Genomic DNA, 24,042 nt, shown 5'->3' with positions numbered 1-24,042 from the left:
AATTTGTCTCCTCTTCGGCTTCATATTTTAAAGTTTTTTTCTCCCACCTGCCAACGCTATTATTTGCTCCCTGCACCTGTTTCGTAATTGTTTTTCTCATTCCATTACGAGCGGAATGTGGGTTTTAGAGGTGCTGCGATGGTAATGGATGAATTGAGGAAAATTAGAGATACAAAGAATGTAGAAGCTGCAAAAACTTTTGAAGATATTTTAATTGCCATGACGCATAACCATATTGGTGGTCTAACGGTGAAGTTGTGCGGCGGCAGATAACCTCGAACACCCACAGATGACCTCCGTTCCGTCCGCACCAACGCAGTGTTAGGCGTAAGGTACCTAGTCCTTTAACAAGGCTCTAATTTAAGAAACAGCGATCACACTACCATCATAGAGGGATAAGAGTTTTACTTCAGCAATATTGACATAATTGTATGCAACATTTTTTCTGCCAATGCCCTGATTTCCTGTATATTGTTCATAATGCTTGAAACTAGACATATTAACTGCTCGATCATCGCTGAAAATCTTAACAATGTAACTATGTCCAGCGATCAAGGTCACCTTAGTCGAAATTAAAGAAGATTCCAACCAGCGATCCCACTTTCCCAAATGAGGCATAACAACATAGCCATCGGCAACTATCTCGTTTTCTGAGTCTATCATTTGTAAATGTTTAACAGCACAAGTGATTCCCGTATTAATGGGACCTGCGCCATTTCCGAATACTAATTGAATTCGATGATAACTACTATACTTGGCTTGAATATTAACTTCTAAAACATCACCAGATACACCCCAATTCTCAAAATGTGCTTTACCATGATTCCATGAAAAATTAGCTTTATTATTTTTATCAGAATTTTCAGAGACAGGGAAGTGATAAATGCGCTCAGAATTTTCACCCCAATAACAAAAAGGTTTAGCACGCTGAGAAATGGTCTCACTGCCGATATAAACACTTTCTAGCGTATAGCAGTAACTTGGGGATTGTCGTCCTTGAGTATTTTGATCTTGCCAAGACCCAATATTTTCAAAAACTTTTAATTTATCAGCTATCAAATTTCCATCTCGATAAATATTAATCATAACTTCATCTGGACTTTCTCCATTAAGATTAAAGAAAATCTCTAAGTTGCCCTCTCTTTCCTGAATATTATCAATTAATGGAGGACGAGGAGCATATCGATATTGATAGTTTTTTAAATTGTTAATCATAACAATTGAAGCACCCTGAACATTATTGTCTAACAAATTTACTTCAATTAAATTCTGTTCCTTCAACATTGATTCGCCAATTTCGCCTACAACTAACTTTCCATTAAGATGAATTTCTCCTACTGTATATGCTCCTTGAGTTTCAGGAGTAATCGTCGGTAAATTCACGATGAGAGTAAGTTTATGTCCTCGATAGGGAAGACGATTGAGAACTAATTGCTGCGAGTTAGGGAAAAGATTATGGCGTAACTCTTTCGTGATAAAAGGAGAAATATTAAACCCGGACTCTGTCCAAGATAGTCCAAAAATTATCTCATGCACCATTGAAAGGTAGCCAGCTACTGACCAAAGCTGACGAGGTGAATTGACTACCGGTTCCTTTCCGTCTTGGTTTTGCAATTCTACTACACCGCTCACCGCATCAAAATTTTCCATGTTTGATAGGCTAAGTGCGGCTCCTCGAATTAAAGAATTGACTCCAAGTGTTACAGCAGTAGCATTTTTGATTTTTTTTGCCGCTTTAAGCCAATAGGCAGTAACAAAAGGCCATATCGCTTGATTGTGATAGATGAGAATATCCCTTTGTTGAGGCCAAATTACTGAAGCCCCTTTGGGTAAGTGCGGGTAGTTAGCAACAATTTGTACTGCTTGCGTTTCATCGGCAATATCCAGCAAAATAGCTAGGGCATTTCCCAATAAATCGTATTGATGGGCAGGACTAAAATCAAAAGCTGTGGTGATAAAAGTTGAATATAGTTTTTTATCTGGTAAATAGAGGCGATTCCGAATAGATTGACGCAATTCTTCAGCCCATTGATTGTATTTTTCTTTCTCAGGCTTTCCTAACTCTTCTGCTAAAGATGCCGCTAAAAGTAAGGCAGAAAGATGGCAAGTATTAGTAGATAGAGCTTTAGACATCCCAATTTGTACGGGATCATTTGCCGTCCAAATCGGATAACTTTGTTCACGCCAATCTAAAAACGACTGTTCTCCTCGATAAAGTTCATCTTGAGGATCAAAAATAACTTGACGATCCTGTTCAATCGTATTCTTAAGTGCTTCGTAGGCTTTTCTAGCAAAATTATCTCTTTCTTCGCCTTGTAATTGTTTTAATAAAGTTCTTGCCCCAAAAGACCAAACTACTCGATCGCTTGATACGGGATAGCTTCCCCCAGTACCAGTATCTTGAATAATTTGCAAATCACCTCCTTCACGACGTTCAGAGAGCTTGAAGTTAAGCGAGTTTAAGGCGCGAATAGGATCGAGAATCCCTAAACCTAGATCAACAGAATAGGAAGTATCTCTTGTCCAAACATAAGTCCAAAACAAACCGGTCTCAAAAAAACCTCCCGTGGGTGCAAGTAATGGATTTCCATTATTGAAAGCTTCATCACTAATCCTATCAACTGAACACTGACGGACTTCTTCTAGGGCTAAGGCATAGAGTGCATCAAACCAAATATGATTACTTTGAAGGCTAGGACTATCTGGTGACTCTACAATTTTTCGAGGATTATAAATATAATTGTTATAGTTAGCTTTTTTCTTTTCTCGATCTTCTCCTTCAAATTTTTTTTCCAATGGTGCAGTTGTCTCTATAAAAAAGCTTCGTATGCAACCTGTCCCTTCAACTGTAACAGTAGCTTGATAGGGAGCATCTTTCCATACATTACTATTAGGGGTAACACTTCCTAAAGCTGGGATGCAATCAGACAATAAATTCGTATTACTGTCATTAGTCATTGATTTGTTACCTAGATTTTCAAGAAAAAACTAAACTTTGAAATCATAAAATTATGACTGCCTGTTTTTTATGTTTATTTACAGGCAGTCAAAACCTTATTTTGAAGACACCACATAATGTGGGTCTAAGAATACTCTAGAGTCATCGTGATAGAAGAAAGATTATCAAATACCTTAATAAAGCTAATATTGATGGTTCGGTTGTAATACCAAGCATTAACACTAGCCCCATTGAGGGCATTATAATCTCCATTGCCTAATTTCTGGATTTCTTGATTGTTGAGAATAACTTTGTTCAAAGAACCAGAGCTTCCCTGAGTTTCAGAAGGATCGTGCAAAATAGCAACAAAGAAAAACGTCTCGTACTTAGGCGTATAGTTATCATGAATACGCTCTATCTTAATCTCACGACTTTTCGGTGCTGTGTATTGATGGCTAATCTGAGTTTGGCGATATTCACTCTTCGCTAGTGGATCACCCCCTTGCTCTTCCGGTTTGTCCACTGCTGAAGAACGACTCACTCCATCATCTAAATACATTGTATATTCACCGCTTTGACCTGGATAAATATTCAAAGTAATAGGATTGGGTTTACCTTGCTGATTCAGTTCCCCTACATATTGTTCAAGCTCAATCGTGGGAATAATTGCACCTGAACGAACATAAATAGGAACAATGAAATTAAGATGACTACCATCAAGATTAAGATTCGCATCAAAATCTCGAATAGTCGTTCCCCCTTCAACCAGATTAGCTAAAGGTAGTTGATTGTTCATAAAACAATACCAGCTACTACCTTGGGGTAGATAAACATCTCGCTTACCCCCATTACTTTGATCTTGAGGTTTAAGAATAGGAGCAATGAGAAGATCTTTTCCTACAAAAAACTGGTTATCAAGGAAGGATTCTTTGTCATTATAAAGGGATTGATCTTGAGGATCATTAAGAAACATGGGGCGGCAAATTGGTATTCCATCCAAACTATTCTCAAAAAGGCGATCATAGAATAGTTGAAGCAACCGATAGCGCAATTCAATATAGTATTTGCAAATCGGCAACACCATCTTATACAAACTCTGTGGTTGAGGGATGGGAAGATTTCGTTCTGTGAAGTATTCCACATACATAAAAGGTTCTTGGAATTCCTTACGCCCTTTTCGGACATAATGATTTCTAAACCAAGGCAAGAAAGCTCCTGCTGCTGTCCAGCGAATTAAAAGCTCTGGACTTGCCCATCTCTCCCAATCATTTGCTTTTTCAAAGCCACCGATATCTTGACCGCAGATAGCAAGTCCACACATTCCAAGAGAAAGAACTTGAGAAATGTTCATCATGAGAAAATCCCAATCAGAAGCGTTATCTCCTGTCCATAATCCTGAAAAGCGATGAGAGCCACTAAAACTACCTCGTCCAACGATAAAGTTACGCTTATTATCTCGTCCAGACAGATTATTTAGTCCGTGATAGGTTGCTTTGTGCAAATTATAAGAATACAAGTTCCAGACTTTGATTGCAGGGGTTAATTGAGGAGTGACAGCAGAAAGAAAATCACTGTTGACTTTGAGTCGAAAAGGAAACCCTTTCATATCACCACGATTTTCACGAATAGCAGGGGTTGTCATATCTTGCCAGACCATTTCTAACCCCATGTCAAAGAGATATTGATATTGGGTTCCCCACCATATCCGCACCTCTTTTCTTCCCAAATCAGGATAATGACCTGGTGTTCCCAATGTGCCACCGTAGTAAACTTCTCCGATGTAGGGTTGACCACTATTAAATCCTTCTATTCCATTAGGATCATTAGGACGATATTCATTCCCTCCACCATAACTCTGATAGGAGCGACTATCTGGATTATTGGGATCATAGCGTTGATCTAGGACAAAATAACTCTTATTGTCCTGACCTATTAATCCTTCCTGATAAGTCTTATAATTCGGATCTTTGTTGCTAATAACAGGAGTAATATTGGTGCTACATTTTATCCCGCGATTTCTCAAATCACTAAACATTTTTTTGGGATCAGGAAACTTATTGGTATCAATCGTGAAGGTTTGATAGTTATGTTGAATGTCCACATCTACATGAAGACCATCCATGGGGATTTGATAATCTCGATACTTCCCAACAGCCCATTCTAGATCGCCTCGCTTTTCATAACCATAACAACCCTGATGATAGCCTAAAATATAGCGAGGTTTTAAACGAGGTCGACCCACAATTGAGGTAAAATCATTTAGAACATGGGCTGGTTCACTATTCAAAAAGAAGTAATAGTCTAAGTCACCATAGCGAGTTCCAAACATATAGCGACCAGAATTGAGATAACCAACATCAACCAAAATTTGACCAGGGTTATCAATAAAAATGGCATTGACACTCTTTTGATCGGGAACACCATTAAATTCAAAAAAGAAGGGATCTGTGTGGTAAAGAGGTTCTCGGCTATCTAAAGGACCTTGATTATAGACCTGTCGATAGCGCATATTATCAAAGTTAAAATAATTCAACTGAGCAGTATTTTTGCTTAAACTTTGCCCTCCTTGTTCCCCAAATCCAATATATTTGGCAGTGGCAGGTTTATTTACAGCTTGGATAATGGCATAGTCGTCAGACCCATTGGGAGTATAGTAAATACTAGGAGTACCCGTTTGCCAAACTCTGAACTCTTTGTCTGTAGAAACACTAAATACTTCAATGATAAATGGGTCAAACGTAACCACCATTTTTAAACTGGGATGGTCAACACTTCCCTTTGTGATAAGTTCAATCTGCCCACTTTTTTCCTGAATACCTACCGTGAAATCATCTTCAGTTTCGAGAACCGTTTTAAGTTCTTCAAAACTGTCCATAACAACCGAGCGAGTATTTTGCGTTGTATATTCTTGAAGTGAATTTTTACTAGGATTAAATCGCAAACGAAAAGTATCTTTCTGAATAAACTGAATGACGGCAGTACAGACATTTCCATCAGCTTTGGTGAAGTTAAGACTGAGAATTTCTTGGGTTTGATCAAAAGAATGAGATGTCACCTTTTCTAGTTTTTCCCACTTTTGGTAGTCGCGAAAATAGTCCTCTACCTTTATGAATTTATAAGGAGCATTGGCTGAAAAATTTGACATGATTTTTTCCTCTGAATTGAATCTGTAATTACATGGTTTGGCGAACTAATTTAACCTAGTCGATCGGATGGAATTCATTTGCCATCCAGATACAATCAGTATCGGCATAATACTGATGCCAAGGATAGACAAATTGACCTTCTTCATTGACACTAGCAAAGGGAATATGGGTATCCCCCGGACTCATTAATACATCTTCGTAAAGGGTATTAAAGTCATTGGTGTGAAACTTTTGCATTCTCCCTGTGCCGTAAATTTGGGTGTGAACTTCTAGGAATTCTCGAACTGCGTGTTTATTATGAATCGCAGCATTCGTTAAAGCAGGTGAGAACCACAAATTGACTTTAACCTGATGTTGTCTTAAATTGTCTGGCTGTGGTTGATCGGCTAAACCAGTCACAAAATAAGGGTCAAATTCCACTATTCCTAAGTCATACTGAGGAGATTTCCACAAAGGAACATCCTTAGGAAAGTCAATAATTTCTCCTAATTGATGCCATCCTTCATCCAATATAATGCCACCAATATTAATGGGATCATATATTTCAATCAGAAGCAAAGAATCACCACTTTTTAAACTAACTTCTTGCAGAATAGTTGACGCTCGGGGATGTAAATATTTTTCAGGAGAGACAGAAATATATGCTTTTTGTTGACCAAGGTTGACCACAATGGTTCGATTTTCGATGTAATAGTTTTCTGCATTCTTTAACCAAAATGCTTTGAGATATTTGTTGGAAAACTCTATTGGCTCTGTGAGATTCGTTGACATACAAGACTACTCCTAAATTTTAAGAAACCACAAAATCACACTACTAATTTCCAAAATAAGGTAGGGAGTTAGAAACCTGTCGCCTCAAAGTTTTGCCGAATCAAAGCATGGAAAAATTCGCGGAATAATACAATTTTTCCTTCAATTACATGAGCTAAACCGCAGTACCGATTAGTATATTTGATGCCCAAATCCAATTGCTCAATATCGCAGAAAAATTCAACATAAGCATATTGGGGATCTTGCATGGGGAAAAGCTCAATATCTTTGCATTCAATATTTTTATCAACAGCTACTTTTTGAAATAGCTGATAAATTCGTTGTCGTCCTCGAAACTTAGGGTACTCTAGACCAGGTATTCCTTTATGAGAGAAAGGCAGTTCAAATAGGCAATCTTCTGCCCAAATAGTTAATAAATTATCAACCTGCTTGGTTTCTAGAACAGATAGAAACTCAACTACTGCTTTACAAGCAGGGTCTGTTGTTATTTTTGCAAGTTCGGTAGCATTCATGGTAATCTCCTTAAGTCAATAATTAATCTTTGGTCAATTCACCAATGGGTGCAAATCGATTATAGAAAATAGCGATAAGTGGATTGTCGGCGGTATAGTATCCTGCAACTGAATATCCAATTGTCGCAAAATCAAGTCTGCCATCTCCATCGAAGTCAGCAACAGCAATACGAGCCGCAGAATCAGAAGAAACACGCCATTTTACAAATGCTCCTTTTTCTAGATCGATAACTTTGTAATAATAAACTCCTTGCCAAGGTTCAGGTCCCCTTAGTGCGACTAAAAATTCATCATCACCATCTTGGTCGAAATCAGCACAAATGACAAAATGTCCTGGTCCTTCTCCTAAAGGATTAGGATTATCATAGACATCCAAAACCAATCTTTTCCAAGAATAATCCCATCCTGGAGATGGATCAGATTTAGTGTCTTTGTAATAAACAGCTACTGTATTGCCATGAAAGGGTTCAACAGTAGGTATATAAGCTGATTGATCATCCCCAATTTTGCCTAAATCGACATTCCCACTTCCTTTAAAACCTGTTCGAGAAGCTTGTGTTACTTCACCTGTTCCAATCAGTTTCCTGTGCCATTGTTGTTCTTCTGGATCATAATAAAGCCAAGTAATTCCCTCCTCTGAAGCAATCAGCGCAGAATCCAGATTGATGTAGGGTTTAACACCAAACAATTGATGATATTTTTTGATCGATACACCATGAATAACATGATAATTGCCCTGATCAATGATGTGTTCATGCCACTGAGGCGCATTTTCAAGGTCTTCTGGCTGAGTAAATAGCTTGACTGGTACAATTGAATGAACATCGTTAGGTCGTCCCACAATAGGTAATGCTAAAACCTCAAGTTTCTCTTCTTGAGTAAAATACCCGACTTTAAGGCGGTGCATTGAAGTCGCTCTACCAATATAGTGACGTTTCCATTTACCATCAGGGTCACCTGGGTTTTCTAGCCAATCAATCTTGCCACCAATTGGATCGGCATTGATCATTGTTAAACCATATTGATAGCAGATGATAATGTCCAAATTACCATCTTGGTTTATGTCGCCATGATGCATTCCCACTGGTCCTAAATACTTAGCAATGGTTCTTTTATGCCAGTTAGGATTTTGATACCAATTGACTTCGCCTACACCAAGTCCATAGCCTACTATGTCTTGTTTCGAGTCGTTATCAATATCAAAGGCTTCAATCCAGTAGCCATCATCTCTTTTATCCTCTACAAGTTGTCGCTCAAAATAAGGTTTTAGAAGTTTGTTCATAGCTTCCTAAAGTAGGGGGGTGGAATAAAAATGCAATCCTTTTCAATTGCGAACAATTGAGATATGAAGAACATTGGATATGTAGAGTCGCGTAGTTTTGTATAGCTTAGATGTACGCCTAACGGCTTAATTGAGCGGCTGAGAACTTTTGATATTAGCCAAAATATTAGAACTTAGTCTGCTCCAATGATATGTTATGCCCTGATCGCTTATTAATTTCTTAACTTTGTGATCGCCGATAATCTATCCCAAATCATCAACGAAGTGAATCATTTTTGAGTGCTTAGCTGCGATTTCAAACAAACAGCTTAGTCGGGTTTATAGGTCTGGCATAACTATGTATTAGACAGAAAATTTCTGTCTAATGTAACTATAGAGTTATTAGGCTGAATGTCAAATTTCTGGCTAATCACCCTATACGGGGTGTTAGGCAGAAAAATTCTGGCTATTTACCCTGTATGGGATGTTAGACAGAAAAATTCTGGCTAATCACCCAAATAGCGTGTTAGCCCGACAATACAATGTATTATTCAGATTAGTTACTTTATAATTTCATTATGCAAACTGAGCCGCCACCTCGGAAATTGCTAGACAGAGTAAGGGATCGCATACGGGTTAAACATTACTCTTACCGCACCGAAGAGACCTATGTGCAGTGGATCAGACGGTTTATCCTGTTTCACAACAAGCGGCATCCCAGCGAAATGGGTGGTGATGAAGTTAATGCTTTTTTGACCCATTTGGCAGTCAATGAAAATGTGGCGGCTTCAACGCAAAATCAGGCTTTGAGTGCGATTTTGTTTTTGTATCGGGAAGTTTTGGAACTAGAGCTAGGACTTAATCTTGACGCAGTGAGGGCAAAGCGTCCACGTAACTTACCCACAGTCTTAACTGTTACAGAAACTTTAGAAATCTTAAATAATCTTACAGGTATTTATCAGATTATTGTCAAGTTGCTGTATGGTTCGGGATTACGATTAAATGAAGCTTTACAACTGCGTGTGAAGGATCTGGACTTTGCTCAACAGCAAATAATAGTTCGCGATAGTAAAGGTATGGAGAGTCGAGTCACCATGTTGCCTCGCAATGTAGTCGAGCAACTTCAAGAACATTTACAAATTGTCAAACGCCTTCATCAACAAGATTTAGCCAGAGGCTACGGTGAAGCGCATTTACCCTTCGCTTTGAGCAAAAAATATCCCAATGCGGCAAAAGAATGGATATGGCAATATGTATTCCCTTCTAGCACGATCGCTAAAGATCCGCGTAGTGAATTAATGTGTCGCTATCATATTCATGAAAGTGGAATCCAAAAATCCATTAAACAGGCTGTAAAGTCAGCCAAGATCGAAAAACGAGTGGGATGTCATACCTTTCGTCATAGTTTCGCCACGCATCTATTACAAAATGGCTATGATATCCGTACTGTTCAAGAGTTATTGGGACATAAAGATGTCAAGACAACCATGATTTATACTCATGTTCTCAATCGTGGTGGTAAAAGCGTAATTAGTCCGCTCGATCGCTAACAATTTCAACAATCACGCGATCGCAATATTGCCAGTCTTTATTATTGGGATTTTTAGACAAGCCGCTATAATGCATTCAAAAAAGCATCTAAAAAACATTCATGCATTATCAAAATCGTCACCGTCGCCAAAGCTTCTGGCATTTTTGGCAAAGACTTGTGCATAAGTTAATCCATAGCCCAGTCTGGCAACGGGCGATCGCTTTGTTACTAGCAGGTTTATGTTTATTTGCCCTAGCCGCCTGTGAGCCAATCCCCGAACCCAATCAAGTAAGTGTTGGCAGTGTCAATCGTCTCAAAAATGTACTCAGTCGTGGCAAATTGGTTTGTGGCGTTAGTGGCGAGTTACCAGGATTTAGTTTTGTTAATAAAGAGGGCAAATACTCAGGGTTGGATGTCGATATTTGTCGAGCGATCGCTGCCGCTTTATTTGATAATCCTGATGCAGTTCAATTTCGCAATCTCAATGCTAAGGAGCGTTTTACGGCTTTGCAGTCAGGCGAAATCGATATCCTCAGCCGCAATACCACATGGACATTAAGCCGAGATACGGCTTCTCGCCTTGCCTTTATGCCCGTAGTTTTCTATGACGGTCAAGGGGTAATGGTACGCAAAGATAGCAACATTAAGGCGATTGCTGATCTCAAGGATGCAGATATTTGCGCTCAAACGGGGACAACCACAGAGCAGAACTTAGCCGACCAAATGCGTAAGCGCAACCTTGCCTATAAGCCTGTTGTTTATGAAGACGTGAATGCTACGTTTAATGCTTATCAGTCAGGACGTTGTGCGGCAATTACGGCGGATCGCTCAGCCCTAGTAGTGCGTCGGACTCGACTCGCTGATCCTGATAATCATGTGGTTTTGGATTTTGTGATTTCTAAGGAGCCACTAGCGCCTGCGGTCGGAGATGGAGACTCGAAGTGGGCAGATATTGTCAAATGGATTATTTTTGCAGCGATCGAGGCAGAAGATTTAGATATTTCTTCAGCTAATCTTGCCGAGCAATTACAGAGTAAAAATGCCGAAATTCGGAGGTTTCTAGGAGTTGATGGCAGCTTAGGCAAAGATACGGGAATCGCCAATGACTTCACGGCGCGAGTGATTAAGCATGTTGGCAACTATGCCGAAATTTATGATCGCAACCTTGGCAAAGATAGCCCATTCAAACTACCACGCGGACAAAATGAACTTTGGAAAAATGGTGGCTTAATGTACGCTCCGCCATTTCGTTAAAAAAAAGAGCGCTTCGCGCTCTTTTTTATGCCAAAAGGAACGCAAAGCGTTCCTTTTTTGTTTTTACCAGCCAAACACTGAGGCGATCGCAGGTTGAGTAACAGGACTAATCTCTTCTACAATCTCAGCATTGCTAGCTTCTTCAATCAATTCCTCAGTACAGAAAGTCGCAGTACTAAACCCCCCAAATCTCTGTACAGTACTTGCTCGCATCCGCACATTCGGAGCAGGAAACCAAAATCGCTCATAGGAACTCATGGAAGGATATTCAGTAATCAAAACAAGTGCATCTTCATCATCAATTTCGTAACAGCCGATTACAGGCATAACTTCCGCATAGCCACGTTCTCGCAAAAGCTTACCTTTGCGACCTGTCTCATCATCTGGCACAAGTGCAAATACAGTTTCGCCTGAGTGGTTTTCATCATCTTCTTTGTCCCATGCCATAGTTCCATCCCATTTGACATAGGCTCCACCGATCGCAGTGGCTGGATCAAATTCATGCATTTGGCAGATTTCAATTACCTTCGGATCGTCAGCATTAAGTGGATTAACATAAATTTCTGAGCCGCCTTTTTCGGCACGACGAAAGGCGAGGTGATGCGTGGTGCGTTGCGATTTCCATTTGCCTGCACTTTTTTGGAAGAACTCTAAAGCATTCATAATTAATAAAATGATATTGATAAAGGATTTTTAAAATTGAATTGAGAAATCTAAGAAATCATTTAAGAATTACTTTCTGCGGTCAAAAGCTCTAAGAGATCCCCCTCAATCCCCCCTTTTTAAGGAGAGCTGGGGGGATCTAGACAATTCTTAAATAGTTACTAAAACAGAAGTTGATTATTCAGACTTGGAACCAGCCAATAATCCCTTGAGATTTTGCCAAAAGCCTTGTTTAGAAGCTGTTGCTGCATCTTCTATCTTTGGGGTGTCAGTTGCCAAATCAGGCATTTTGAAGTCAATTAGCAAAACTACTCTGGTGCGATCGCCTCGGTTCCAAGCTTCATGCTCAGTCGTATCATCAAACACTAGACACTTTCCCTCTTGCCAATCTTGCACTTGATCGCCAACTCTCAAGCTACATCCATCACAACCCACTAAACCCAAGTGACAGCGCAAAACCCCGTCAGGATAGCCAGTATGAGCAGCAATATGGGTATCTGGGAGAAGCGAGGAAAACCCCGCAGTTACCATGTTAGGAATCTTCTCAACTAGCTTCGTTGTTTCTGGACAAATCTGGCAGTTCTTACCAAGTTTCATTCCAAAAGCATACAAACCAAAAGTTTGCCACCCTTTGCCATAGAGATGCTTTTCTGGCCAATCAAGAAAATCTGTGCGGTTAATCTGCTCTAGTTCTTGCCTGATGAGCTGCCAATTTGTCTCTAAGGTTTGAGTAAATTCATAATCTGTAGGATTTTTAAACATGGATTTACTTACCTCCAAATCCCCATTGCTTCAATGTTCGAGAGGCGAGGATTTTAAGAGAATTTAAAATAGTTTTAGCGATTTCGACTGGGCCACCCACACGGCTCAAAACTTTAACCGAGAAAACTACCCATTCCCAACCACGACCAATCTCTACTAAAAGAGAAGGTTTCTGGTTGTTAGATTCAGAATTAGAATCAGGATCTGTAGGATACATATGAGTTTATATGCTTGGCTGTATGCTTTCTATGCGTAAGTTTACTACCGAAAACACTACAAATATCAATCTTAGTTACTAAACTTTTTGCCCATGCCGATCGCCTTTGACCGCTTAGGCGTTTTCTTAACGGTAATTCCAGTTATAGAAAAAACATACTCATTGATGTGATCAGCTATTCCTGGCAGCAAGAACTTTGTATTCTTCGTGTAGTTTTTAGCCCATACTTTTGATAGTTGATCCCTAGCCTCTTCATTGACATAGACGTTTTTATCTTTGTCAATCATAATCATAGCAACGTCTCCAGCTCTTTCTGTGATCACAAGAACAAAGTTTTCCCGATCATCCTTTAGTCCTTCATACCATTCATCGATATGCTCTACTAGCTTTTCTTGATAAAGCAAAAGAGACATATTTTCTCCTTGCAGCAAGGCTTTTCGCAATGAATTTGATATTTCTCTGGTTCCCATCGATTTGTTGAGCCTATCAGTAGTTATTACGTTCAATACTAGTCGCAGCACTTCTTACCGTCAAACTCAAACCCAAAAGGGAATAGCGGCGCTATTCCCTTTTGGGTTTTAATGGCTATGGCGATCGCCATAATTCGTGGGTAATTGTCCTCAAAGCTAAACGTAGTTCACAAATATTTAAAATCTCGACACAGATCTTGTCGTGATAATAAGTCATACCAATGTTACAAAAGTGTCGTCACACTTTTGTAAATTAAAAACCAAACCCAGTAAGGGTTTTAAAAACACAAAATGGCTACGCTATTTTGTGTTTTGGTATCAAAGCAGAATAGCAGGGTTGGGGTTGAGGTTAATCGATGTAAAGCATCGCCAAGCCTCAACTCTCGCTCAATATTGAGAAACTATTACAAGATTTTATGACAAAGCCTAAGCGTATTGGTATTTTGACAAGTGGTGGTGATTGTGGCGGACTGAATGCCGTAATTCGGGCTGTCGTGCGCCGCGCCCGTGATTATGACATAGAGATTTATGGCATTAAAGGCGCAACTCAAGGATTGATGAATCGTCCAGTGGAAGCAGAGCTACTGGACATGAAAAAAGTTTCAGGAATTCTTCGCTATGGTGGCACAATTTTAGGAACTGTGAATAAAGGAAATCCCTTTGCCTACCCGATGCCCGATGGCTCAATTCTCGATCGCTCTGAGGAGGTGATTGAGGGATATCACAAGCTTGGTTTAGATGGGCTGATCGGCATTGGCGGCGATGGGAGCTTAGCAATCCTGCGTCGTCTTGCTCAGCAGGGAAAGATGAATCTTGTAGCTGTGCCGAAAACCATTGACAACGATTTGGGCGCGACCGAAAACTCGATTGGCTTTAATACAGCAGTAAGTGTCGCCGTGGAAGCACTCGATCACTTAACTTATACTGCAATCAGTCACAGTCGCGTGATGATTTTAGAAGTAATGGGACGGGATGCGGGACATATTGCTGTCAGCGCAGGGATTGCAGGAGGAGCGCATATCGTCTTGATCCCAGAAATTCCCTATAACCTTGATGAAATCTGCGATCGCTTGATGAATCGCGCTTTACGTGGGTTTAATTTCAGTACGATGGTGGTTGCTGAAGCGGTAAAAACTCCCACAGGCGAGTCTGTGACCTATACGAATAGCCTTGGTCAAACCCTCTATGGTGGCATTGGTCAATATCTAGGCGATCAGATCAGTACCCGCACAGGTATGGAGAGTCGGATCAGCGTTTTGGGGCATGTGCAGAGAGGTAGTACGCCATCACCCCTCGATCGCATTCTTGGGGCAGCATTTGGCGTGGCGGCAGTGGATCTAGTCGCGCAGGACAAATATGATCGCATGGTGGCATGGTCAAATCGGGAAGTGATCGATGTGCCAATTGTCGATGCGATCGCCCAGTATAGTGCCGTTGATATTCATGGCACATTGATTCGCACGGCGATCGGTTTAGGGACTTACGTGGGAGAAATCGAGCAGTTACCTTAAAGAAATAAAAGCATTGCTTGGCAATGCTTTTATTTCTTTGAAGCTTAGAACGCAAAGCGCTATAGTTAAAAAACTTGTCCAGTAAAGCTTCAGCCTATGTCTAGTCGCCTCAAAGCCCTGTTTTATTACATTACGGCGCGGTTGCTACTTGCACCGATCATGTTGTGGGCGATCGCCACAGTCGTATTTCTATTGATGAGAGCGACCCCCGGAGATCCCATTGATGCGATTTTAGGACCCCGCGCCCCTGAAGAAGTAAAGGTGGCTCTGCGTGAACAGGTGGGACTGACAGGTTCCCTATTTTCACAATATTGGGAATATATGCAAGATTTGTCCCGTTTTAATCTGGGCAAATCGATTAGTACCCGTGAACAAACCGTTGGACAAATTATTAAAAACTTTTTCCCAGCTACTGCCGAATTAGCTCTGTATGCGCTAATTGTAGCTTTAGTAGTTGGATTAACCGTGGGCATTATCGCCGCTTTGCGTCCAAACACAAAATGGGACGTGGGTGGTCGATTATTTGGGATTATTACCTACTCATTGCCACTGTTTTGGGTGGGAATGATCTTGCAATTAGTGTTTTCGGTGCAGTTGGGATGGTTGCCAATTGGGACGCGCTTTCCTGCTAGTGCGGAGCCGCCTGTACAGGTGTTCGGACTATATACGATTGATGCGTTGATTAAGGGAGATTGGCAAAGTCTCTGGACAAGTATTCAATATTTGATTTTGCCTGCGACAAGTTTAGGGATTGTGATTAGCGGCATTTTTGAGCGGATTGTGCGGGTAAATTTGCGGCAAACTTTGCAGTCAGACTATGTGGAAGCAGCCAGAGCCAGAGGGATTAATCCCAGAGCAATTTTGTTTAACCATGCGCTCAAAAATGCAATGATCCCCGTAATTACGATTTTAGGTTTGACGCTGGCTTCGATGTTGGGTGGTGCGGTGTTAACTGAAGTTACTTTCTCTTGGCCGGGGCTTGCCAATCGACTGTTTGAGGCGATCTCAGGACGTGATTATCCAGTGGTGCAGGGAATCGTCGTATTTTTTGCAATCATCGTCACGATCGCGAGTATTCTCGTAGACATTATCAATGCTTGGATTGATCCGAGAATTCGTTATTAAAAAGCATCATAAACAGCACAAATAGTCGTTTATGATGCTCCCAAAACCTTAGTTTTTTGTTGCTAGTGGTATGAAAATAAAACCTGTTTTTGTTGGGATTGCGTTAGTTGGAATTTTGTTGCTAGTGCTGAGCTTGAGTGCAGTGGGCAAAGTTTTGGGAGCAATTCCCCGTGAGGTTTTGGCGGGAGTCAAGACTCAGCCACTAGCTGTGAAGTTTTTGCCGCATCGATCGCCTTTATTTTTATCGTTTTTGGTGAATCCAGAAAAATTGGGACTCTTTACCCAGTTAGCTGCCCCACCAAGCGATCGTGGTGATGTGCGTCATGAATTGGCTAACCTCAAACAGCAATTACGACAAAACTGGTTATTAGACTACGAGCGCGATATCCAGCCTTGGCTCGATCAAGAAATTACCTTAGCAGTCACCGATGTTGATCTAGATGCTCAGTCCGCGAATGGTTTGCAAACGGGCTATTTATTAGCGTTTGCGGTGAAAGATGCTGACCTTGCCAAAACAAGTATTGATGCTTTCTGGCAAAGATTGGCAGTGAATGGCTCCGATTTGGGCTTTGAGCAATATCAGGGTATATCGATTTTAAGTACGAGCTTTGTAGATGACAAACCTGCGATCGCGGGGACAACTTTGGATAAGTTTGTGTTGTTTGCCAATGATGCGCGGGTATTACACAAAGCGATCGATGCAATCCAAAAGCCTGAATTGGCTCTATCAAGTCTGCCTAACTATCGCGATCGCCTCGCCCAGTTGAGTACAGGTAAAAATACAGGCAAGGTCAGTGTGGCTTATGTGAACCTTGCTGAGTTCGGTGAAGAGTTACCCAAAGAAAGCTTGTTAATGGGCTTAAGTTTCGATAAGTCTGGGATCAAAGTAAAAACAGCCTTAAACTTAGCAACTGATAATGAAAAGAGCGAAGCTGCGATCGATCTTCCCGCAACAAAACTCAAGACCTCCAAAAAATCCTCTGCAAATATTGCTAATACGATTCCTTCAGGAAGCTCAGTAATTATTGGGAATAATCTCAGTCAAACTTGGCAAGATCTGCAATATAAGCTGATCCCCGAATGGAAACAAGCCTTGCTCAAATCCATTGCCCCAATTCCTCTGGATGGTAATTCTTTGGCATGGGCGCAACATGACTATGCGATCGCCTTAATTCCCAAGCCCAATAGCGAACCCGATTGGTTAGTAGTTGCGAAAGTGGAAGATGCTAATGGGGCGAGAGAAGCGATCGCTTCTCTCGATGACATGGCAAGAAACAAGCTTACTGTTGGCGAAATTTTGCTGAAGGCACAACCTGTGACGATTTGGACAAAGCTCTCTGCTAGTGATAACTTCGGAGTATCAGGAAACGTCGTGGCGGCGCATACTCAAACCAAAGATTATGTGTATTTATCTAATTCACTACCAGTTTTAGAATCAGCATTAACGCTCAAAAGTAGTGGATCGATCGCTGCTTCCAAGAATTTTAAAACTATTGTGGCGAAGTTACCAAGCGATCGCTTCACCTACGGATATCTTGACAAGAACATTGATTTGTCTTGGTTACAGACAAGTATCTTGAATCTCAAGGTTGCAAGCGGGATTTCCGAAAATATAAGCAATTCTCTCCTTGCACAAATTCTTGAACATGTGAAAGTAAGTGGATTTGCTAGCAACAGTAGCGATGCAATTATGCAGAATGGTGAACTTTCCTTAATTCTAAAGTAATTATGGGTAAGCTTAAAGAATAGGCTTTCCTAAGCATTTGCTGGTTCTGAATAAATGTGTGCTAGGGCTTCTTCCCCACATTCACATTTTCGTAGCATCCCTCTAAAATTGGTGATGGTATTGTCGTTTGTGGTGCAAGCTCTGATTATGGTCGGACTGGTTAATTATCTATCTGATAGTTACGGGAAGATCTGGATTTATGGATTGGGCTTGATGATATCGATTGGGTTTGGGCTAATCATGGCAAATTGGATTAGTCGGTCATATGAGTCCGTCGAAACTGCTCTTAAAGAATCACAAGAGAAGTATAAAGTTCTTTTCCAAATCTTACCAATTGGAGTTTCGATAACGGATAAGGAGGCTCGCATTCTTGAGAGAAATGCGATCTCTGAAAGTTGGTTAGGAACCCAAGACATATTGGAAATGGAATGTCTTCAACAGCGTGAAATAAATCCTAATGTGCTTCGTGCCGATGGTTCACCAATGCCCGTTGCCGAATATGCTTGTGTTAGAGCCTTGCAAAGAGATCATGCTGTTTATGATGTGGAAACAGGGATTGTCTGTGCTGATGGAACTTTGCGGTGGTTTAGTGTCAGTGCTAGTCCCATCCCTTTAGAGCAGTATGGGGTGGTCATCGTTCATGCGGATATTAGCGATCGCAAATTTGCGGAACAAGCGATGCGTCGCAGTGAATTGAAATTACAAGCTTTTTTAGATAACGCTCCGACATTGATTGCTATTAAGGATTTAGAAGGTAAATATCTCTCGGTCAATCAAGAATTTGCGTATTTTATGCAAGTTCCTGAAGCAGACATTTTAGGCAAATATGACTATGACTTTTTTTCTGCTGAAGCTGTCAAACATATCCGTCGATATGAACTACAAGCAATCTTTGAAGGTTTTGCAATTGATTTTGAACAAAGTTTACACCTTCCTGATGGAATGCGGACTTTTTGGGTGACGCAGTTCCCAATTATGGATAATCAGGATAAGCCCTGTGCGATCGCCTCAATTTCCATAGATATTACCGATCGCAAATATGCCGAACTAGCACTCAAAGAGAGCGAAGCGAGATTTCAAAAAATTGCGACTATTTCCCCAGAAGCTATTTATATTCTGATTAGAAATCCCGATGGTAATACATTTTTTGAATATGCTAGTCCAGCTAGTGAAGAATTACTAGGTCTAAGTGTTGAGGATTTAAAACGCTGTCCTAATCTCCGTCATCAAATATTCCATCCCAATGATTTGGCTGGCTATGAGAAAGTCATGGGGGAAAGTCTCAAAACGATGCAAATATTTCACCATGAGTGGCGGATTGTCACACCTCAAGGACAAATAAAATGGATTAAATCTCAAGCGATGCCTGAACGCCGAGCCAATGGTGATGTTGCTTGGTATGGCTTTGCGATTGACATTAGCGATCGCAAACAATCAGAAATTGCTCTCGCTCATGTAGAATCAGACCTCAAAAACGCGAATCAGGAACTCCAAAGATTGGTAAATCTGGATGGATTGACGCAAATTGCCAATCGCCGTTGTTTTGATGAGCGGATTCTCTACGAATGGCAAAGACTCCATCGAGAGCAACAGCCTTTATCTCTGCTCATGTTTGATGTGGATTATTTCAAACGATATAACGATCATTATGGACATCAATTGGGGGACGAATGTTTGCTCAGAATCGCTCAAGCTGTGGATCAGTTGGTTTGCCGACCTGCCGATCTGGTTGCACGGTATGGTGGTGAAGAGTTTATTGTGATTTTGCCGAACACTAATTTAGAAGGGGCGATCGCTGTAGCTAAAAATCTGCATGAAGCGATCGCTGATTTACAAATTCCGCATCAAGATTCAGATGTGAGTGATATGGTCACAATCAGTATGGGTATAGCTTCTGACATTCCTAATCTAGAGCGATCGCCTTATGTCTTGATCAATCAAGTCGATCAAGCGCTCTATTATGCAAAACAGCAAGGACGGAATCGGTCAGTGATATTTACTGATTAGTAAATATCTTCAAAATAATGCGAAAATATTACAAATCTGCAATTAGCTCTAATGATTATTGACCGCAAAAACGCTTCTTTTCGTAGCATCCCTCTGCAATGGCTGATGTTATTTGCCTTTGCGGTGCAAGTTTTTGGAGCGGTGGGGCTAGTTGCTTATTTATCTTATCGCAGTGGACAAGAGTCGATTCATAAGCTAGCAAATAGACTCAAAACAGAAATCAGTACCCGTGTTACAGAGAAAACAACCACCTATCTACAAGCCATCGATCAAACTAACAAAAACAATATTAGTGCTTTACGTCGAAATGTATGGAGTTTTGATGACTTTTCTAGCCAAGAGCGACAGGCTTGGGAACAGATGCAGCTTAACTCCTTGTCACCGATTACGATCGTGGGATTTGGAACTACTTCGGGAGGACATCGAGCCGTAGAACTGCTGAAGGATGGCACTTTTAGCATTCGGGCTGCTCCCAATGGTGGTGGTAGATATAGAACCTTTACCACAAATCCTGATGGCTCGCCAGCTCAAGTAACTGAAACATCCGTTATCTTTGATGCGCGTCAGCGTCCTTGGTATCAAGTGGCTGTGCAGTCAAAACAAGCAGCTTGGACTCCTGTATATCCCCATATTTACACAGGAGAACTATTAGTCGCCCTTGCGGAGCCGATCTATGATCTCAGCAATGGAAAGTTATTGGGTGTCACCTATGGAATTCGTACCCTTGAAGAAATAAGTCGATTTCTGCAAAGCATTGATATGCAATCAGGAACCGTTTTTATCATGGAGCGCAATCAGACATTGGTGGCTACCTCATCCACTTCTCAAAAGCCATACCAAATTTTGCAAAATGGAACCGAACAAAAATTACTAAAAGCAAGTGATAGCCAAAATCCTCAGATTCATAATTCGGCGAAATACTTACGCGATCGCTTTGGCAATTTAGCAAATATTCGTCAACTAGAGCAATTTGAGTTTGAAATCAATGGCGATCGCCAACTAGCCCAAGTATTACCCATCCGAGATCGCAATGGTCTGGATTGGCTGATTGTGGTGGTTATACCTGAGTCGGACTTGATTGCAGAGATCCAAGCTAACAAAGTCTGGACAATTCTGTTATCTGGAATAACTTTAATCATTGCTACTGGGCTTAGTATCATCACAACTCGTTGGATTACTAAGCCGATTTTGCGATTGAGTCAGGCTAGCAAGGCGATCGCCAAAGGAAAGTGGCAAGAGTCTTTACCAGAAAATCATGCGATCGCCGAGCTTAGCACTTTGTCTACGTCCTTTAATCAAATGACAAAACAGGTGCATCAGTCCTTAGATCGCGGGGAAATTGCCCTTAAAGAATCAGAGGAAAAGTACAAGGTTCTCTTCAAAACAGCACCGATCGGCATTTCCATTACCGATAAAAATGGTTATATCCTTGAGGGCAATGACATTGCGAAAGACTGGCTTGGAGAACCACAGCCATTGCAGCAAGAAGAATGTGGAGAACGTGAGCCAAGCTCTAACGTGATCCGTCCTGATGGCTCAGTGATGCCAGTCGAAGAATATGCTTGTATTCAAGCTTTAAGAAATCAAGTTCCTATTTATGATGTAGAAACGGGAATTGTATGTGCTGATGAGGTTTTACGTTGGTTTAGCGTCAGTGCCGCGCCGATCGCTTCAGAGCATTATGGAGTGGTATTGATCCATATTGATATTAGCGATCGCAAACAAGCAGAAGAAGCAATCCAAGCTAGTGAAACTCGATTTCAAACTCTGGTAAAAAATATGCCAGGTATGGTTTATCGGTACTCTCCTTTAGAGAATGAGATGGGAGCTTTTACCTATGTTAGTTCTGGATCAGTGGAATTGTTAGAGCTAGAACCTGAGCAAATTCTTCAAGATGCAAACTCAATATGGAATTTGATCCATCCTGATGATTTACTAGTACTGCAAGCATCTGTTGCTATTGCTGTGCAAACGACTTCCCCTTGGCAGCATGAATGGAAGCTAACTACTCCATCAGGAAAGCTGAAATGGATTCAAGGTAAATCTCGTCCTCAACATACAGCAAATGGATTAGTTTGGGATGGATTGCTTTTAGACATTAGCGATCGCAAACAAGCTGAAATTGTCTTGCAGCATACTCTTAATGAATTAAACTATCACATTGAAAATTCACCCCTAGCAACTATCCGATGGGATCAAGAATTTCGGGTCATCTATTGGTCAAAACAAGCCGAGGAGATATTTGGTTGGAGTGCCGCAGAAGTTTTGGGTAAGACTATGCAGGATTGGCAGTTCATTCATGAAGATGATTTAGAGTGCGTCATGCTGGAAGCCGTGAAACTAGTAAGTGGAATTAGTGTCACCTGTCAGAATCGCAACTATCACAAAGATGGCTCCATCATCTACTGTGAATGGTATAACTCCGCATTAGTTGATGAGTCTGGGAATTTGATATCAATCCTATCCCTTGCCCATAACATTAGCGATCGCCAACGACTAGAACAAAAACTAGTTCACAGCCGAGATTTGCGAGAAATAATCTTCAATGAATCTAGTGATGCGCTGTTTTTAGTCGATAGTGAGACTCTGCGTACCATCGATTGCAATCAGCAAGCGGTGAAACTATTTGAAGTAGATTGTAAAAATGATTTGATTGATATTGAAGGTCATATTCTCCAAAAGCGACAATTTACTCTGCAAGAACTTGCCCAAATCAATCAAGAAGTAGATCAAAAAGGATTCTGGAGCTTAGAAGTAGAATATATCACTCGTAAAGGACGTGAGTTTTGGGGTGATCTTTCTGCTAAACAAATCACCTTTGGCGCAAATCGTTTCAACCTCGTGCGCGTAGTAGATATCACCACGCGCAAACAAACTGATATCGCGCTAGCTGAAGCAAAAGCCGCCGCCGAAGAAGCTACTAGAGCAAAGAGTTCATTTTTGGCAAGCATGAGTCATGAAATTCGCACACCGATGAATGGAGTGATTGGCATGACGCAACTTCTGGAAATGACCGAGCTAACAACCGATCAACAGGAATTTGTCAAAATAATCAAAGATAGTGGTGAAGCTCTCTTGACAATTATCAATGACATTCTCGATTTTTCAAAGATCGAATCAGGAATGTTAGAAATAGAAGCCAAAGATTTTGTCCTAGAAGAAATGATCAGAGGCGTTTGCAAGTTATTAGAAAATCAAGCGATCGCTAGACAAGTTGATCTCCAATATGAGATCGCCCCTAATATCCCCCAGAATTTAATTGGCGATCGCGCCCGTCTACGTCAAATTCTCCTCAATCTAGTCGGTAATGCTGTTAAATTTACTCAAAATGGTCAAGTTTTGATATTAGTTAGTGGGAAAGTCCTCACCCCCAGCCCCTCTCCCAGAGAGAGCGTGCAACAAGAGATGGTAAGAGATAGGGAAGACTATGAGCTAAGTTTTGCGATCGCCGACACAGGTATTGGCATTCAAAGCGATCGCATTGATCGATTATTTCAACCTTTCACCCAAGCCGATGCTTCAATTAGTCGAAACTATGGTGGTACTGGACTGGGCTTAGCCATCAGCAAACGCCTAACAGAACTGATGGGTGGCACAATTTGGGTAGAGAGCCTCGGTCAAGTTGGTGGCAGTCCACCCCTAGTTTGGAAGTCACAACCGCGTAATTCACCGCAAGGCGCAACCTTCTATTTTACCGTCACTCTATCAATTCACAAGACAATCAACCAACCTCAAGCTGATTTCGCACAAGTGTTTGGGATTGATGACAAAATGGCAGAAAAACATCCCTTACGAATTCTGCTAGTAGACGACAATCTCGTTAATCAAAAGATTGCAAAATTAATGTTTGCCAGACTTGGTTATCAATCAATGGCGATCGCCAACAATGGATTAGAAGCTGTGCAAGCAGTGAAAACCCATGATTATGATCTAATCCTAATGGATGTCCAAATGCCGATTATGGATGGTTTAACTGCTACCAAGACAATTCGCACAGAGTTAAGAAGTAATGTGCGAATTATCGCCATGACTGCCGATGCCATGCCCGAAGATCGCCAAGCCTGTTTTGAGGCAGGCATGGATGATTACATCAGTAAACCTATTAATATCCAAGCAATTATGAATCTAGTTTCCTCTATATGCTAAAA

17 protein-coding genes are annotated in these 24,042 nt (G+C 41.0%); 8 read left to right on the top strand and 9 right to left on the bottom strand.

Annotation, left to right across the window (positions count from 1 at the left end; translation table 11 throughout):
- The first annotated feature begins 138 nt into the window (after positions 1-138).
- On the top strand, positions 139-273 hold the full coding sequence (locus B9G53_RS28275; RefSeq protein WP_254923501.1) for a hypothetical protein: 135 nt from the start codon (positions 139-141) through the stop codon (positions 271-273).
- A gap of 87 nt (positions 274-360) precedes the next feature.
- On the opposite strand, the gene B9G53_RS00825 is transcribed toward B9G53_RS28275, so the two are convergent.
- The 5 genes from B9G53_RS00825 to B9G53_RS00805 form a co-directional block, all read right to left on the bottom strand.
- The gene (locus tag B9G53_RS00825; RefSeq protein WP_094528426.1) at positions 361-2,958 is read right to left on the bottom strand and encodes an amylo-alpha-1,6-glucosidase; all 2,598 of its coding nucleotides are present in this window, start codon (positions 2,956-2,958) and stop codon (positions 361-363) included.
- Positions 2,959-3,083: 125 nt separating this feature from the next.
- A complete protein-coding gene (locus tag B9G53_RS00820; protein WP_094528425.1) occupies positions 3,084-6,083 on the bottom strand; it encodes a TIM-barrel domain-containing protein in 3,000 nt (999 codons plus the stop codon).
- Positions 6,084-6,138: 55 nt separating this feature from the next.
- Complete coding sequence (locus tag B9G53_RS00815; protein ID WP_094528424.1) at positions 6,139-6,855, bottom strand: hypothetical protein; 717 nt, start codon at positions 6,853-6,855, stop codon at positions 6,139-6,141.
- Between the two features lie 68 nt (positions 6,856-6,923).
- Positions 6,924-7,367 carry a nuclear transport factor 2 family protein gene (locus tag B9G53_RS00810; RefSeq protein ID WP_094528423.1) on the bottom strand — a complete coding sequence of 148 codons (444 nt, stop codon included), beginning with the start codon at positions 7,365-7,367 and terminating at the stop codon, positions 6,924-6,926.
- A 22-nt stretch (positions 7,368-7,389) separates the two neighbouring features.
- Positions 7,390-8,649, bottom strand: a complete 1,260-nt coding sequence (locus tag B9G53_RS00805; protein WP_094528422.1) for a VCBS repeat-containing protein — start codon at positions 8,647-8,649, stop codon at positions 7,390-7,392.
- 557 nt (positions 8,650-9,206) lie between these two features.
- On the opposite strand from B9G53_RS00805, the gene B9G53_RS00800 reads away from it, so the two are divergent.
- Both B9G53_RS00800 and B9G53_RS00795 read left to right on the top strand, forming a co-directional pair.
- The gene (locus tag B9G53_RS00800) at positions 9,207-10,178 is read left to right on the top strand and encodes an integron integrase (RefSeq protein ID WP_094528421.1); all 972 of its coding nucleotides are present in this window, start codon (positions 9,207-9,209) and stop codon (positions 10,176-10,178) included.
- 101 nt (positions 10,179-10,279) lie between these two features.
- Entirely contained in the window at positions 10,280-11,413 is a 1,134-nt protein-coding gene (locus B9G53_RS00795) for an amino acid ABC transporter substrate-binding protein (RefSeq protein WP_094528420.1), read from the top strand.
- Between the two features lie 63 nt (positions 11,414-11,476).
- Here B9G53_RS00795 and B9G53_RS00790 read toward each other — a convergent pair whose 3' ends face one another.
- From B9G53_RS00790 to B9G53_RS00775, 4 genes are all read right to left on the bottom strand, one after another.
- Positions 11,477-12,076 (bottom strand): phycobiliprotein lyase, encoded by a 600-nt coding sequence (locus B9G53_RS00790; RefSeq protein ID WP_094528419.1) that lies wholly within the window; start codon positions 12,074-12,076, stop codon positions 11,477-11,479.
- A 177-nt stretch (positions 12,077-12,253) separates the two neighbouring features.
- Entirely contained in the window at positions 12,254-12,838 is a 585-nt protein-coding gene (locus B9G53_RS00785; RefSeq protein WP_094528418.1) for an aspartyl/asparaginyl beta-hydroxylase domain-containing protein, read from the bottom strand.
- A gap of 4 nt (positions 12,839-12,842) precedes the next feature.
- On the bottom strand, positions 12,843-13,055 hold the full coding sequence (locus B9G53_RS00780) for a hypothetical protein (RefSeq protein ID WP_094528417.1): 213 nt from the start codon (positions 13,053-13,055) through the stop codon (positions 12,843-12,845).
- 71 nt (positions 13,056-13,126) lie between these two features.
- The gene (locus B9G53_RS00775; protein WP_094528416.1) at positions 13,127-13,525 is read right to left on the bottom strand and encodes a hypothetical protein; all 399 of its coding nucleotides are present in this window, start codon (positions 13,523-13,525) and stop codon (positions 13,127-13,129) included.
- Between the two features lie 416 nt (positions 13,526-13,941).
- On the opposite strand from B9G53_RS00775, the gene B9G53_RS00770 reads away from it, so the two are divergent.
- The 5 genes from B9G53_RS00770 (at position 13,942) to B9G53_RS00750 (ending at position 24,040) form a co-directional block, all read left to right on the top strand.
- Complete coding sequence (locus B9G53_RS00770) at positions 13,942-15,036, top strand: ATP-dependent 6-phosphofructokinase (RefSeq protein WP_094528415.1); 1,095 nt, start codon at positions 13,942-13,944, stop codon at positions 15,034-15,036.
- Positions 15,037-15,132: 96 nt separating this feature from the next.
- Positions 15,133-16,161, top strand: coding sequence for an ABC transporter permease (locus B9G53_RS00765; protein WP_094528414.1), 1,029 nt, complete (start codon positions 15,133-15,135; stop codon positions 16,159-16,161).
- A gap of 70 nt (positions 16,162-16,231) precedes the next feature.
- Entirely contained in the window at positions 16,232-17,887 is a 1,656-nt protein-coding gene (locus B9G53_RS00760) for a DUF3352 domain-containing protein (protein WP_094528413.1), read from the top strand.
- Between the two features lie 114 nt (positions 17,888-18,001).
- Entirely contained in the window at positions 18,002-19,894 is a 1,893-nt protein-coding gene (locus B9G53_RS00755; RefSeq protein ID WP_217901478.1) for a diguanylate cyclase, read from the top strand.
- Between the two features lie 51 nt (positions 19,895-19,945).
- Positions 19,946-24,040, top strand: coding sequence for a PAS domain S-box protein (locus B9G53_RS00750; RefSeq protein ID WP_094528411.1), 4,095 nt, complete (start codon positions 19,946-19,948; stop codon positions 24,038-24,040).
- The last annotated feature ends 2 nt before the right edge of the window (positions 24,041-24,042 follow it).

This window comes from Pseudanabaena sp. SR411 (genome assembly GCF_002251945.1).
In the GTDB taxonomy this organism is placed as follows: domain Bacteria; phylum Cyanobacteriota; class Cyanobacteriia; order Pseudanabaenales; family Pseudanabaenaceae; genus Pseudanabaena.
This window is presented reverse-complemented; position numbering and strand designations above follow the sequence as displayed.

Bases quoted from the DNA above. Each gene is read 5' to 3' on its own strand.
- B9G53_RS00780 (WP_094528417.1), bottom strand. From the start codon at position 13,055: ATGTATCCTACAGATCCTGATTCTAATTCTGAATCTAACAACCAGAAA.
- B9G53_RS00785 (WP_094528418.1), bottom strand. From the start codon at position 12,838: ATGTTTAAAAATCCTACAGATTATGAATTTACTCAAACCTTAGAGACA.
- B9G53_RS00815 (WP_094528424.1), bottom strand. From the start codon at position 6,855: ATGTCAACGAATCTCACAGAGCCAATAGAGTTTTCCAACAAATATCTC.
- B9G53_RS00820 (WP_094528425.1), bottom strand. From the start codon at position 6,083: ATGTCAAATTTTTCAGCCAATGCTCCTTATAAATTCATAAAGGTAGAG.
- B9G53_RS00765 (WP_094528414.1), top strand. From the start codon at position 15,133: ATGTCTAGTCGCCTCAAAGCCCTGTTTTATTACATTACGGCGCGGTTG.
- B9G53_RS00750 (WP_094528411.1), top strand. From the start codon at position 19,946: ATGATTATTGACCGCAAAAACGCTTCTTTTCGTAGCATCCCTCTGCAA.
- B9G53_RS00805 (WP_094528422.1), bottom strand. From the start codon at position 8,649: ATGAACAAACTTCTAAAACCTTATTTTGAGCGACAACTTGTAGAGGAT.
- B9G53_RS28275 (WP_254923501.1), top strand. From the start codon at position 139: ATGGTAATGGATGAATTGAGGAAAATTAGAGATACAAAGAATGTAGAA.
- B9G53_RS00795 (WP_094528420.1), top strand. From the start codon at position 10,280: ATGCATTATCAAAATCGTCACCGTCGCCAAAGCTTCTGGCATTTTTGG.
- B9G53_RS00810 (WP_094528423.1), bottom strand. From the start codon at position 7,367: ATGAATGCTACCGAACTTGCAAAAATAACAACAGACCCTGCTTGTAAA.
- B9G53_RS00755 (WP_217901478.1), top strand. From the start codon at position 18,002: ATGGTATTGTCGTTTGTGGTGCAAGCTCTGATTATGGTCGGACTGGTT.
- B9G53_RS00770 (WP_094528415.1), top strand. From the start codon at position 13,942: ATGACAAAGCCTAAGCGTATTGGTATTTTGACAAGTGGTGGTGATTGT.
- B9G53_RS00790 (WP_094528419.1), bottom strand. From the start codon at position 12,076: ATGAATGCTTTAGAGTTCTTCCAAAAAAGTGCAGGCAAATGGAAATCG.
- B9G53_RS00800 (WP_094528421.1), top strand. From the start codon at position 9,207: ATGCAAACTGAGCCGCCACCTCGGAAATTGCTAGACAGAGTAAGGGAT.
- B9G53_RS00825 (WP_094528426.1), bottom strand. From the start codon at position 2,958: ATGACTAATGACAGTAATACGAATTTATTGTCTGATTGCATCCCAGCT.
- B9G53_RS00775 (WP_094528416.1), bottom strand. From the start codon at position 13,525: ATGGGAACCAGAGAAATATCAAATTCATTGCGAAAAGCCTTGCTGCAA.
- B9G53_RS00760 (WP_094528413.1), top strand. From the start codon at position 16,232: ATGAAAATAAAACCTGTTTTTGTTGGGATTGCGTTAGTTGGAATTTTG.